The 13,461-nt window shown below is 72.3% G+C and carries 10 protein-coding genes; 5 read left to right on the forward strand and 5 right to left on the reverse strand.

From position 1 onward, the window contains the following. Positions 1-420: 420 nt before the first annotated feature. Complete coding sequence (locus tag FFT10_RS27235; RefSeq protein ID WP_137736037.1) at positions 421-1,911, reverse strand: M81 family metallopeptidase; 1,491 nt, start codon at positions 1,909-1,911, stop codon at positions 421-423. A gap of 140 nt (positions 1,912-2,051) precedes the next feature. Here FFT10_RS27235 and FFT10_RS27240 point away from each other — a divergent pair, with 140 nt between their 5' ends. Continuing rightward, a complete protein-coding gene (locus FFT10_RS27240; RefSeq protein WP_137736038.1) occupies positions 2,052-3,512 on the forward strand; it encodes an amidase in 1,461 nt (486 codons plus the stop codon). A 4-nt stretch (positions 3,513-3,516) separates the two neighbouring features. On the opposite strand, the gene FFT10_RS27245 is transcribed toward FFT10_RS27240, so the two are convergent. Next, positions 3,517-6,675: a hybrid sensor histidine kinase/response regulator gene (locus FFT10_RS27245; RefSeq protein ID WP_162520948.1), complete on the reverse strand. Its 3,159-nt coding sequence runs from the start codon at positions 6,673-6,675 to the stop codon at positions 3,517-3,519. Between the two features lie 189 nt (positions 6,676-6,864). Between FFT10_RS27245 and FFT10_RS27250 the strand changes: the two genes are divergently transcribed. Beyond that, positions 6,865-7,617: a 2OG-Fe dioxygenase family protein gene (locus tag FFT10_RS27250; RefSeq protein WP_137736040.1), complete on the forward strand. Its 753-nt coding sequence runs from the start codon at positions 6,865-6,867 to the stop codon at positions 7,615-7,617. A gap of 4 nt (positions 7,618-7,621) precedes the next feature. Here the strand turns inward: FFT10_RS27250 and rocF are convergent, their stop codons facing one another. After that, positions 7,622-8,536 carry an arginase gene (rocF, locus tag FFT10_RS27255; protein WP_137736041.1) on the reverse strand — a complete coding sequence of 305 codons (915 nt, stop codon included), beginning with the start codon at positions 8,534-8,536 and terminating at the stop codon, positions 7,622-7,624. A gap of 3 nt (positions 8,537-8,539) precedes the next feature. Next, on the reverse strand, positions 8,540-9,445 hold the full coding sequence (locus FFT10_RS27260; protein WP_137736042.1) for an LOG family protein: 906 nt from the start codon (positions 9,443-9,445) through the stop codon (positions 8,540-8,542). A 66-nt stretch (positions 9,446-9,511) separates the two neighbouring features. On the opposite strand from FFT10_RS27260, the gene FFT10_RS27265 reads away from it, so the two are divergent. From FFT10_RS27265 to FFT10_RS27275, 3 genes are all read left to right on the forward strand, one after another. Next, positions 9,512-10,201: an HAD family hydrolase gene (locus tag FFT10_RS27265; RefSeq protein ID WP_137736043.1), complete on the forward strand. Its 690-nt coding sequence runs from the start codon at positions 9,512-9,514 to the stop codon at positions 10,199-10,201. Positions 10,202-10,328: 127 nt separating this feature from the next. Then, on the forward strand, positions 10,329-11,768 hold the full coding sequence (locus FFT10_RS27270; protein ID WP_137736044.1) for a S41 family peptidase: 1,440 nt from the start codon (positions 10,329-10,331) through the stop codon (positions 11,766-11,768). Positions 11,769-11,837: 69 nt separating this feature from the next. Further along, on the forward strand, positions 11,838-12,587 hold the full coding sequence (locus FFT10_RS27275) for a HesA/MoeB/ThiF family protein (RefSeq protein WP_137736045.1): 750 nt from the start codon (positions 11,838-11,840) through the stop codon (positions 12,585-12,587). A gap of 85 nt (positions 12,588-12,672) precedes the next feature. Here FFT10_RS27275 and FFT10_RS27280 read toward each other — a convergent pair whose 3' ends face one another. After that, positions 12,673-13,368, reverse strand: a complete 696-nt coding sequence (locus tag FFT10_RS27280) for an NAD(P)H-binding protein (RefSeq protein WP_137736046.1) — start codon at positions 13,366-13,368, stop codon at positions 12,673-12,675. Positions 13,369-13,461 lie beyond the last annotated feature (93 nt).

Raw genomic sequence — 13,461 nt, forward strand, 5'->3', positions numbered from 1 at the left:
GCGCCACATCCAACTTCGCCTTGCTGACGTCCACCCCGAGAAAGCTCTGCACGATCGACTCCTTTGCGATCACAACAGCGCTGGATTCGACACGCGCACCCTAGTATGCGGGGTCGCCGCCGGCGGCCGCGCTGGCCGGCCGGGGCGCCCCAAGACACCGTTCGAGCTACTGCGTCGAAACCGACAAGCGCCCCAGTCTCTACTCCGGGCTTGGTATCCCAAGGAGGAAATCGGGGTCAGCCGGACGGACTCCCTTCAGCGCGACGGGAGCGGTGGAAACAATACTAGGCGGAGTCCTATTCGCCGCTTGCGGCGTGTAGGACGGGGGACATGGAGTCGGCCAGGTACCCGGCGGCCTCGGCCTCGCGCCGGAGATGGCGAGTCGGCAACTTCCGCAACGAGCCCAAACCCGCCCCAAGCTCAAATCGCGTCGATCGGATAGATCGGCCGGCGCACCTTGTGCAGGCCGAGCAGCGCGTAGTCGGAGCTGCAGACGCCGGTGCCAGCGCATTCCACCGTGGCGTGGCTCAGGGGGCGCAGGCCAGCGCGCCAGTGGATGCGGCTCTTGAGCATCAGGTAGGTCAGCCGGTCGGGGGCGATGCCCACCGCGGTGAAGGCGGCCAGGTCGTTCGGCTCCACATGGTTGCTGATCACCACCACGTCGATGCCCGCCACCTGCAGCACCGCCGTGGGGCCCATGTCGTTCAGCTCGCCACGGCCCATCGGGCCGCGGTTGCGGTAGCGGCCGTCGCAGAGCAGGCGCACGCGGCCGGTCACGGTGCGTGGCGTGCCCTTCAGCCCGATGCTGGGCATGTCGAGCTTGCCGCCGAGCGACAGCGTGATGGTGCTGCCCACGCCAGCCGCGGTCATCTGCTGCACCGCCGCCGGGTCGAAGATGGCGAAGGCGGCGGCGTTGGTCAGGCCGGCGTCCAGCATCGCGCCCAGCACCGTCATCGTGTCCATGGTGCCGCCCGAGGCGCAGTTGTCGCTGTGGTCCAGTAGCACCACCGGGCCGCTGCCGGCTGGCTTGGCATCGGCCAGCGCCCTGGCCCGCGCCATCGAAGTCGGCAGATCCTCGATCTGGTAGACGAACTCGGCGCGGCGGCTCCAGGCCATCTCCAGCAGCTCGTCGGTCCAGCGCCGGGCCTGGTCGGCATCGCCGTCGCACACCACCACCGCCGACAGGCCGGCGTATGCGATGTCGGCATTCGGGAAACCGACGAACACGCTGGCGCACAGCGCGCCCTGGGCTTCCATCTCCCTGCAGCGGGCCTGCAGGCTCTTGTTGGGCTCGTCGTCGCTGCCCTGGCGCATCACATGCGGCAGCATCGGCTGACGGCCGAAGGCCATGGCCGGCTTCGCCTTGCCGGCGAGCATGGCCAGGATGGCCTTGCCGGCGCGCAGGCCAGTCTCGTAGACGTCGATGTGCGGATAGGTCTGGTAGCCGGCGATCACCGTGGCGTGCTCGCCGATGGCGTCGTACAGGTTGGTGTGCATGTCCAGCGCCACGCCGATCGGCACCGTGGGCGCCACCGCGCGGATGCGGCGCAGCAGCTCGCCTTCGCCGTCCTCATGCGTCTGCGTGACCATCGCGCCGTGCAGGTCCAGCAGCACCGCGTCGCAGCCGGCGGCCACTGCTGCCACGATGCGGCTGGCCATGTGCTCGAAGGCGTCGTCGTGCACCGGCCCGCTGGGCCAGGCATTGCCGGCCACCGCCACCGCGTAGTCGGCGCCGGCCGCCTCGGCCAGCTCGATGAAGGCGCCGATCGCCGAGCCGGTGCCCTTGTAGGCGGCCACCGCGGCCGCGCCCTCGGGCGGCACGTCGGTGCCGGTGGCAAAGCGCGACAGCGGCGTGGGCACGGGCGAGAAGGTGTTGGTCTCGTGCTTCATCTGCGCAATCACCAGCTTCATGGGGCACTCCAGGCAGGGGGATGGATGGGGGTTGCAACGATCATGCCCCGCGCCGGGTGCCGCGCCATCCCCGGGGTGACAGCCGATGCCCACCCGCTGCGGCACAGAATCGGTGCACCCTTGCCGCTCCGGGATCCCCGATGTCCGACCTGGCCTTTCTGCCCGCCCATGAATTGGCCCGCCGCCTGCGCCACCGGGAGATCAGCGCGCTGGCGCTGCTCGACCACTACCTTGACCGCATCGCCCGCCTCGGCGGCCCGGTCAATGCGGTGGTGGTGCTGGATGCCGACCGCGCCCGCCAGCGCGCCCGCGCCGCCGATGCCGCGCTGGCCCGCGGCGAGGTCTGGGGCCCGCTGCATGGCCTGCCGATCACGGTGAAGGAGAGCTTCAACGTCGCCGGCCTGCCCACCACCTACGGCTTTGCCGCCTACAAGGACAACATCGCCGCCGGCGACGCGGTGCTGGTGCAGCGCCTGCAGGCCGCCGGCGCGGTGCTGTTCGGCAAGACCAACGTGCCGGTCTCGCTGGCCGACTGGCAGAGCTTCAACCCGGTCTACGGCACCACCGGCAACCCGTGGGACACCACGCGCACGCCGGGCGGCTCGTCCGGCGGCGCGGCGGCGGCGCTGGCGGCCGGCTTCACCGGGCTGGAACTGGGCAGCGACATCGGCGCCTCCATCCGCAACCCGGCGCACTACTGCGGCGTGTGGGGCCACAAGCCCACCTGGGGCGTGCTCACCCAGGTGGGGCATGAGCTGACGCCGGTGCCCGATGCCGACCACTTCGACATCGCCGCCGTCGGGCCGATGGCGCGCAGCGCGCACGACCTGGCCCTGGCGATGGACGTGCTGGCGCCGCCGTTGTCGGTGTGGACGCCGATGGGCCGGGTGCCGGTGGCCTGGCGCGACCCGGGCACGCCGGCGCGCCAGTGCCGGGTGGCCGTGCTGTTCGACGATGCCGAGGCCGAGGTCGATGCCAGCGTGCAGCAGGGCCTGCGCCAGCTGGTCGACTTCCTGCGCAGCGAGGGCGTGCAGGTCACCGAGGATGCCCGCCCGGTCGACAGCGCCGAGGCCAACGATGTCTACACCCACCTGCTGCGCGCGGCCACCGGCGCGCACTACGACGACGCCACCTATGCCGCCGCCCAGGCGCGGGCCGCGCAGTACGGCCGGCATGACCGGCACTACGCCGCCCGCCACTTCCGCGGCAACACCTACAGCCACCGCGACTGGGTGCAGATGGATGCCCGCCGCAGCCGGCTGCAGCAGCAGTGGGCGGCGTTCTTCCAGCGCTTCGATCTGCTGGTCTGCCCGGTGGCCACCACGCCGGCCTTCGCGCACAACCAGACGGGCGAGCGCTGGGACCGCATGATTCCGGTCAACGGCCACAGCCAGCCCAGCACCGACGCGCTGTTCTGGGCCGGCTACCCCGGCATCGTCGGCCTGCCGGCCACCGCCATCCCACTGGGGCTGAGCCCGCAGGGCCTGCCGGTGGGCGCGCAGGTGATCGCGCCGGCCTTCGCCGATCCGCTGGGGCTGCGCTTCGCGCAGTTCGTCGAGGACGGCTTCCGCCGCTTCGTGCCGCCGCCGGGCCTCGCCTGAGGCGTCAGCGCGCCGTCGGCGCCTTGCCGAACAGCTTCTCCAGCGCGCGCAGGAAGGCGGTCAGATCCAGCGGCTTGGTCCAGTAGTCGTCGAAGCCTTCGGCGCGGGCGTTGCGGATGTCCTCGGGCATGGCGTTGGCGCTCAGCGCGATGCAGCGGATGCCGGCGGTGGCCGGATCGGCCCGCAGCTGCCGCAGCACCGCATGGCCATCGGTGTCGGGCAGCTGCATGTCCAGCAGGATCAGCGCCGGCTGCAGCTGCCGCGCCGCCGCCAGGCCGCTGGCGCCGTCCACCGCGCCCTCGAAGTCGAGATCGGGCCGCTGGCGCACCAGCTCGCGCACGATCAGCATGTTGACCTCGTTGTCCTCGATGTAGAGCAGCAGCGGCCGGCGGCCGTCGGCGGCCAGCGGCGCCGGCGGCAGCGGTGCGCCGGGTGCAAAGACCGCGGGCGCCGGTGCCTGCGGCGCCGTCTCCTGCAGCGCCAGCTCGAACACGCTGCCCTCGCCCGGCGTGCTGCGCACCTGCACCGTGCCGCCCATGTGCTGCACCGAGGCCTGCACGATGGCCAGGCCGATGCCGGTGCCCGCGATGCCGTCGCGCTCGGCGCCCAGGCGGTTGAACGGCTCGAACAGGTGCTGCAGCTGCGCCGGGGCGATGCCGCGGCCGGTGTCGGTCACCCGCAGCAGCCACCAGCCGGCGCTGGCCTCGGCGCTCACCGTCACCGTGCCGCCGGGGCGGTTGTACTTGATGCCGTTGGACAGCAGGTTCAGCAGCACCTGGCGCAGCCGCACCGGATCGGCCAGCACCCAGCCGTCCATCGGGGCCAGGGTCAGCGTCACCTGGTGCTGCTGGGCCAGCAGTTCCACCAGCGGCAGGCTGGTCTGCGCCAGCGGTGCCAGCGCCACCGGCTGCAGCGACAGCGGCAGCTCGCCCGATTCCAGGCTGGACAGTTCGAGCACATCGTCGATCAGCGCCAGCAGGTGCTCGCCCGAGGCCTGCACCTGGGTGACGCGGCTGCGCCAGGTGGCCGGGTCGGGCGGGTGACCGTCCACGGTGTCGGCCAGCAGCAATTGCGAGAAGCCCAGCACCGCGTTCAGCGGCGTGCGCAGCTCATGGCTGATGCGGGCCAGGAAGCGCGCCTTGGCCTGGCTCTCGCGCTGTGCCAGCAGCCGCTCCTGGCGGGCCGATTCGGCATTGCGGGCGTCGGTGATGTCCCAGTTGATGCCGATGCGGCGCACCGTGCGGCCGGCCTCGTCGCGCACCGGTGACGAGCGCGAGGCCAGCCAGCGCACCGTGCCGTCGGGCCAGACCACGCGGAACTCGGCGTCGCTCGGGCTGTCCTCCTGCAGCGCAACACGCATCTGGCGGAGCCGGCTGTCGCGGTCGGCCGGGTGCAGCCAGCCGAGCATCTCGTCGGTGGTGACCAGGCCGGGCGGGCGGTCCAGCCCGCGCAGGCGGAACATCTGCGCATCCCACCAGGCGTCCATGGCACCGCGCTCGGCCTCCCAGGTGCCGATGCCGGCGCCGCGGGCCGCCAGGGCGGCGCGTTCATGGGCCTGGCGCAGGCGGTCCTCGGTGGCGTGGCGATCGGTCACGTCCAGCAGCACGCCATTGAGCAGTCGCTGGCCCGGGCCGCCGCGCACCGAGGTGCGGCTGGCCAGCCGGCGCACCTGGCCGTCGGGCTGCACGATGCGCAGGTCCAGGTCGAGCAGGCCCTCGCTGCGCTGCACCAGCACGTCCAGGCTGCGCTGCACCGCGCTGCGGTCGTCGGCATGCACATGGTTGGCCAGGTAGTCGCACAGCGTCGGCGCGGGGGCATCGGGCGCCAGGCCATGCAGCCGGCGCATCTGCGTGTCCCAGTGCACCCGCGTCGGGTCGTCCAGCGCCGCGCTCCACACGCCCACGCCGGCGGCGGCGGTGGCCATCTCCAGCCGCTGGGCCAGGGCCAGCGCCTGCTGCTGGGCGTCGAAGCGGTCGCTGAGGTCGAGCATCACGCCCACATGGCCCAGGGTGCCGCCCTCGGCATCGCGGCGGCGCACGCCGCGCACCAGCAGCGCCCGCCATTGGCCGTCGGGGCGGCGGCAACGCAGTTCCAGGTCGCTGGGGCCGTCGCCGCCGGTGTCCAGGTCGACATCCTGGCTGCGCAGGGCGATGGTGCCCAGCTGGGCCTGCAGGGTCTGGCGGCTGCCGGCGTCCAGCCGCTCCATCACCCGCGCCAGGGCCAGGCCCTGCGGCTGCGGCGGCAGGCCTAGCAGCGCCCAGCCCAGGGTGCTGGTGCGCAGCAGGCCGGTGGCGGCCTCGTGCTCCCAGATCGCGATGTCGGCCAGCGCCAGCACCAGGTTCAGCTGCGACTGCGCGTCGCTGGCGCTCTGTGCCAGGCGGAAGGTCTCGGTGTCGTCGAAGACGATGCCGTTGGCATGCACCGGCTGGCCGTCTGCGTCGGCCACCACCTGCCACAGCGTGCGGATGCGGCGCTCCACGCCCGCCGGGTCGAGCACCCGGCAGCGGTGGGCGTAGCGCCCCGGCACGGTCATCGACAGCCGGTGCAGCGCCACCGTCTCGGCGCGGTCGTCGGGGTGCAGGGCGGTCAGCGCCGTGTCCAGGTCCAGCGCGCCGGGCTGCGGCGTGCGGCCCCAGAAGCGCCACACCTGGTCGTCCCAGTTCCGCTCGCCGGTGCGCAGGTCGTGCGTCCAGATGCCGAAGTGCGCCAGCTGGGCATCGCTGTCCATGTCCTCCATCAGGCCGCGGTGGTCCGGGCTGGCCGGCAGGGCCGCGGCCGCTGGTGGCAGCGGCGGTGCAGCGGCCACCGGCAACAGGGTGAGCACGCGCCAGCCGGCCAGGCAGCGCAGGCTCAGGCGGCCAGTCAGCAGCTGGCCCTGTGCATCGCTGGCCCGCCAGGCCAGTGCGTCCAGGTCGGCGCCGGCCTGCAGCAGGGCGGGCAGCGACAGCGCGGCGCCGCCTTCGGCCGCCACCTCGCCGGGCAAGGCCGTGGCGCCATCGGCGGCTGCCGTGCAGCCGGTGAAGGTGATGAAGGCGCGGTTGCAGCCCAGCCAGCGGCCCTGGGCATCGCACCAGGCCACGGGCACTGACAGCAGCTCGAAGGCAGTGGTGTCGAGCGGCTGCGCAGTGGCTGGCGCGGCGGTCTCCGGCAGGGTGAGGGGCATGCGGTGTGGCGGGCCAGCGTGGTGCGGCGCGGTGGGCCGGTCGCCATGGCGGCGCCTCCGCGGGCGATGCAGCATGCGCGATCGCCGGGGCAAAGTCTAATGGCTGGGATGGCGCCGCGGCCACGCAGGCGGCCGCTGTCGCCGAGAATGCACAACCCGGCCGCACCGCGGCCCGCACGCCACTGCACCATGCCTTTGCCCCCGCCCCTGACCGCGCTGCACGACCTGGACGCCCAATTGGCCGGCAGCGGCTATGCCGTGCTGGACGCGGCCGCGCTGGCCCGCCTGGCTGCCCTGCCGGGCGATGCCTTGACTGCCTGGGGGCCGCTGTGGGACGACCTGCCGCCCGACGCCTTCCTGAAGGACGGCGGCCGCTACCGGCGGCGCCGGCACGGCTGCTTCATCGTGACGCCCGCCACCGCCGAGGTGCTGCCCCAGCCGCACCGCGCCCATTGGCAGCCGGTGGAATACAACGCCCTGCACGGCGGCATCGAGCGCTGGTTCTCGCCGCTGCATGCCGAGATGGCCGACGACCCGGCCTGGCGCCAGCTGCTGTGCGCGCTGGCCGCCCGCAGTGCCACGCTGCGCGGGCTGGCGGCATCGGCGCCGTGTTACGTCGAGGCGCATCCGTTTCGCATCGACACCACCGACGGCATCGGCCGGCCCACGCCGGAGGGCGCCCACCGCGACGGCGTCGACCTGGTGGTGGTGGTGCTGGTGGCGCGCCAGGGCATCAAGGGCGGCGAGACCCGGGTGTTCGACGCGCGCGGGCCGCAGGGCCTGCGCTTCACCCTGACCGAGCCCTGGAGCGCGCTGCTGCTCGACGACGAGCGGGTCATCCACGAAAGCACGCCGATCCAGCCGATCGACACCGCCACCGGCGGCCACCGCGACACCCTGGTGCTGACCTTCCGCGCCGGCGGCTTCCAGGGCCCGGCCTGACCCCTCAGGCGCGCATCAGCGTGCTCTTGCCGAACAGGCTCTCGATCAGGTCCACCGCCAGCTCGGCGGTCTGGTTGCGCACGTCCAGCGCCGGGTTCAGCTCCATCACGTCCAGGCTGCCCAGGCGGCCGGTGTCGGCGATCATCTCCATGCACAGCTGCGCCTCCCGGTAGGTCGGGCCGCCGGGCACGGTGGTGCCCACGCCGGGGGCGATGGGCGGGTCGAGGAAGTCGACGTCGAAGCTGACATGCAGGTGGGTCTGCGCATCCAGCGTGGCCAGGGCCAGCTCCATGGTGTGGCGCATGCCCATCTCGTCGATGTAGCGCATGTCGAACACCTCCAGCCCGGTCTGGTGCACCAGCCGCTTCTCGCCGGGGTCGACCGATCGGATGCCGATCTGGCGGATCCACTTCGGGTTCAGCGCCGGCACCTGGCCGCTCATCCCGATCAAGGCCTGCGGACCCAGCCCGCACAGGCAGGCCACCGGCATGCCGTGGATGTTGCCGCTGGGCGTCAGGCTGTTGGTGTTGAAGTCGGCATGGGCGTCCAGCCACAGCACCCGCAGCTTCTTGCCCGTGGCGCGGCAGTGGCGCGCCACCGCGCTGATCGAGCCCAGGCCCAGGCAGTGGTCACCGCCCAGCAGGATGGGCAGGCGCTGGCGCTGCAGCGCGGCCAGCATGGCGTCGTGCACCGCCTGGTTCCAGGCCACCACCGCGTCCAGGTGGCGGTAGCCGTCCACCGGCGGCTGCCAGGGGTTGGGCGGGCCGGCCAGGTTGCCCAGGTCCTCGACCTGCAGGCCGTGGCGCTCCAGCGCCGCCTGCAGGCCGGCCACCCGCATCGCCTCGGGGCCCATGCGGGCACCCAGGCTGCCGGCGCCGATGTCGGTCGGCGCGCCGATCAGGCTGATTGCGGCGGCCATGGCTCAGATGTCCTCGGCGAAGGCGCCGGTCTCGGTGGGCGTGGCGTCGAAGCCGTAGTGCTCGGCCAGGCGGGCCCAGGCCTCCTCGGCGGTCTCGACATAGTGGAACAGCCCCAGGTCGCCCGGGCTGATCATGCCGGTGTCCACCAGGTGCTGGAAGTCGACCAGCTTCTCCCAGAAGGCGCGGCCGAACAGCAGGATGGGCCGGCGCCGGCTCTTGCCGGTCTGGATCAGGGTCATCGTCTCGAACAGCTCGTCCAGCGTGCCGAAGCCGCCCGGGAAGCACACCAGCGCGATGCTGCGCATCACGAAGTGCATCTTGCGCAGCGCGAAGTAGTGGAACTGGAAGCACAGCGCCGGCGTGATGTAGGCATTGGGTTCCTGCTCATGCGGCAGCACGATGTTCAGGCCGATGCTCTTGCCGCCCACCTCGTAGGCGCCGCGGTTGCCGGCTTCCATGATGCCGGGGCCGCCGCCGGTGACGACGTAGATCGGCGTGTCCAGCGTGCGCGAGCGCTCGGTCACCAGCGCAGCGAAGCGCCGCGCCTCGTCGTAGTAGTGGCTCATCGCCAGCGCGGTGCGGGCGCGGGCGGTGGCTGCGGCATCGTTGCCGGCCTCGGCCTCGGCCAGCCGGGCCTGGGCCGCCTCGGGGCTCAGGATGCGGGCGCTGCCGAAGATCACGATGGTCGATTCGATGCCCAGCTCGCGCTGCACCAGCTCGGGCTTCAGCAGCTCCAGCTGCATGCGCACCGGCCGCAGCTCGTCGCGCAGCAGGAAGTCGGTGTCGGTGAAGGCCAGGCGGAAGGCGCTCTCCGGCCCGCCGTAGCGCGACGGCGGTTCGGCGGCATGCGCTTCTTCCTCGGCGCTGGGGAAGTTGCGGGCGGTCAGGTCGTTGGGCTTGTTGTCCATGCCCCGAGCTTATCGCGCAGGTGACACCCGGCGGCGGCTGGCGGGCTCGCCGACAATCGCGCCACGATGCCCCTTCAAGCCCTCACACTGGACCTGGACGACACCCTCTGGCCGATGGCGCCCACCCTGCGCCGCGCTGAGGCGCTGATGCAGGACTGGCTGCGCCAGCACGCGCCGGCCACGGTGGCGGCGCACGACAAGGCCGCCTGGGCGACGCTGCGCCGCGGCGTGGTGGCCGACCGGCCCGACTGGGCGCACGACCTGTCGGCGCTGCGCCGCGAAACCATCCGCCGCGCGCTGCTGGCTGCGGGCGACGACCCGGCGCTGGCCACGCCGGCCTTCGACGTGTTCTTCGAGGCCCGCCAGCAGGTGCAGCTGTTCGACGACGTGCTGCCGGCGCTGGCCCGCCTGGCCGCGCGCTGGCCGATCGTCGCCCTGACCAACGGCAATGCCGATGTGCACCGCGTGCCTGGCCTGGGGCAGCACTTCCGCGGCGCGCTCAGCGCCCGCGAGCTGGGCCTGGCCAAGCCGGCGCCGGCGGTGTTTGCCGCCGCCTGCCGGCATGCCGGCGCGGCGCCGGCCGACACCCTGCACATCGGCGACGATCCGGCGCTGGACATCGACGGCGCCCTGGCCGCCGGCCTGCAGGCGGCCTGGGTGCGGCGCCCGGAACTGCCCGACATCGGCACACCCAGCGGCACCGCCCACCATGTGGTGGCCAGCCTCGCGGAACTGGCCGACCGTCTCGGCGTCTGAGCCTTGGAGAAGCCCCTGGAACAGGGGCAACTTTCACGCCAGCGCTTCACGCAGTGGCAAAACAGGCGGCCTATACTGGCCCATCGTGTTCAGATCAGGCAGGCCTCACATGGCCAAGGCAGGGCAAATGACGGGCAAATTCAAGGTCGCGGGCCTGCTGGCCGTGGGAGCCGTCGCCGGCGCCCTGACCACCATGCAATTGCAGGCATTCGCGCGCAATTCGCTGTCGCCGCTGCCGCTGGAAGAACTGCAGCAGCTCGCCGCCGTCTTCGGCATGGTCAAGAGCGATTACGTCGAGCCGGTCGACGAGAAGAAGCTGATCTCCGACGCCATCAGCGGCATGGTGGCCGGGCTTGATCCGCACTCGGTCTACTTCGACAAGAAGACGCTGAAGGAATTCCGCGAGGGCACCACCGGCAAGTTCGTCGGCGTGGGCATCGAGATCGGCATGGAAGACGGCCTGGTCAAGGTGGTCTCGCCGATCGAAGGCTCGCCGGCCTTCCGTGCCGGCCTGAAGCCCGGTGACCTGATCACCCGCATCGACGAATCCGCGGTGAAGGGCCTCAGCATGGACCAGGCCGTCAAGAAGATGCGCGGCGAGCCCAACACCAAGGTGCAGCTGACCATCTTCCGCAAGGCCGAGAACCGCAGTTTCCCGGTGACCATCGTGCGCGAAGAGATCCGCGTGCAGAGCGTGCGCGCCAAGGTGATCGAGCCGGGTTATGCCTGGATCCGCGTCAGCCAGTTCCAGGACCGCACCGTCGACGACTTTGCCCGCAAGGTCGACGAGCTGTACAAGGCCGATCCCAACCTCAAGGGCCTGGTGCTCGACCTGCGCAACGATCCCGGCGGCCTGCTGGAGGGTGCGGTCGCGTTGTCGGCGGCCTTCCTGCCGCAGGATGTGGTGGTGGTCAGCACCAATGGCCAGATCGCCGAGAGCCGCGCCACCTTCAAGGCCTCGCCCGAGTTCTACGTGCGCCGCGGCAGCAGCGACCCGCTGCGCAAGCTGCCGGCCGCGCTGAAGACGGTGCCGCTGGTGGTGCTGGTGAACGAAGGCTCGGCCAGTGCCAGCGAGATCGTGGCCGGCGCGCTGCAGGACCACAAGCGCGCCACCATCATGGGCGCGCAGACCTTCGGCAAGGGTTCGGTGCAGACGGTGCGCCCGCTGTCGGCCGACACCGCGCTGAAGATCACCACCGCGCGCTACTACACGCCGGCCGGCCGCAGCATCCAGGCCAAGGGCATCGTGCCCGACGTCTGGCTGGATGAAACCGCCGAGGGCAATGTGTTCGCGGCCCTGCGCATGCGCGAGGCCGATCTCGAGAAGCACCTGGGCGGCGCCGACGAGAAGAAGGACGAAGCCCGCGAGAAGGCCCGCGAGGAAGCCCGCAAGAAGCTCGAGGAGCTGTCGGCCAAGACCAAGGAAGCGCCGAAGCCGCTGCCCGAGTTCGGCAGCGCCGAAGACTTCCCGCTGGTGCAGGCGCTGAACCAGCTCAAGGGCAAGCCGGTGGCCGTCAGCAAGACGCAGAGCGAGCGCAAGGCCGAGCTCGACGCCGACAAGCGCTGAACGCCCGCGTCACCCGCCACAGCCCGCTCCGGCGGGCTTTTTCATGCCTGGCTGGCTGATACTTGCCCGATGAACGACGACCAACTGCTGCGCTATTCGCGCCACATCCTGCTCGACGACATCGGCGTGGAGGGCCAGCAGCGTCTGCTGGACAGCCATGCGCTGGTGATCGGCGCCGGCGGCCTGGGCTCACCCGTGGCGCTGTACCTGGGCACGGCCGGCGTCGGCCGCATCACCCTGGTCGACCATGACACGGTGGACGTGACCAACCTGCAGCGGCAGATCGCCCACAGCCTGGCGCGGGTGGGCCGGCCCAAGGCCGAATCGGCGCGCGAGACCATCGCCGCCATCAACCCCGATGTGCAGGTGCGGGCGGTGACCCAGCGGGCCGATGCCGCCTGGCTGGCCGATGCCGTGGCCCAGGCCGATGTGGTGCTGGACTGCAGCGACAACTTCCAGACCCGCCATGCGGTGAATGCCGCCTGCGTGGCGGCGCGCAAGCCGCTGGTGTCGGGCGCGGCCATCGGCTTCGATGGCCAGATCTCGGTCTACGACAGCCGGCAGGCGGATGCGCCGTGCTACGCCTGCCTGTTTCCGCCGGAGTCCACCTTCGAGGAAGTGCGCTGCGCCACCATGGGCGTGTTCGCGCCGCTGGTGGGCATCATCGGCAGCATGCAGGCCGCCGAGGCGCTGAAGCTGCTGGCTGGCGTGGGCAGTTCCCTGGCCGGCCGGCTGCAGATGCTGGATGCGCGCCGCATGGAATGGACCGAGATCCGCCTGCCGCGGCAGCCGGCCTGCCCGGTCTGCGCCGGGCACTGAGCCCGCACCGAGCCAGCCCCTGCGGGCTGGCGAGTGGCAGGCGAAGGCTCTGCCGGCCTGCAAGTCGGCAAGCGCCTGGCGCAGGTCAGCGGCGCGGGCTGCGGTCGGCCAGCGCCTGCAAGTCGCCCGACAGCAGCAGCTGCAGCTCCGGGCCGGGCACGGCGACGGCCTCGGCCAGTGCGGTGGCCACGGCATCGCCGCGGATCGGGCGCAGGTGGCGCGGGATCAGCCAGCCCACGGCCGGCATCAGCCGCTGGGCCAGGGTTTCGGCCGGCCGCACAGGCTGGCCCAGCGCCTCCCGGGCGCCCAGCAGCAGGCTGGGGCGGGCGATGACCAGCTGCGGCCAGCCCTGGGCGCGCAGGGCATCCTCGACCTCGCCCTTGCAGCGGTTGTAGAACACCTTGGAGCGTGCATCGGCGCCCATCGCCGACACCAGGCCGAAGCGCGTGGCACCGGCCGAGCGCGCCGCCTGGGCGAAGGCCAGCACCGCATCCACATCCACCGCACGGAAGGCGGCCTGCGAACCGGCGGTCTTGATCGTGGTGCCCAGCGCGCAGAAGGCCCAGTCCACCGGGGGCAGGGCCTGGCTGCTGCCGAGCGCGCGGTAGTCGACCACCAGCGGCTGCACGGCCACAGACTGCGCGCCCAGCGCCGCGGGCTGGCGCACCAGCGCGGTGATGGTGCCCACGCGCGCGTCACTTGCCAGCCGGGCCAGCAGGGCCCGGCCGATCAGGCCGGTGGCACCGGCCACGGCCACGCGCGCAGCGGGTGTGCCAGCCATGGCCAGAGCGATCAGCGCTTGGGCGAGCCGCCCGGCCGGCCGCCGGGGCGGCCACCGCCGCCACCGCCGCCACCTGCGCTGCGGCCGGGGCAG

Source organism: Pseudaquabacterium pictum (genome assembly GCF_005403045.1).
Classification (GTDB): domain Bacteria; phylum Pseudomonadota; class Gammaproteobacteria; order Burkholderiales; family Burkholderiaceae_C; genus Pseudaquabacterium; species Pseudaquabacterium pictum.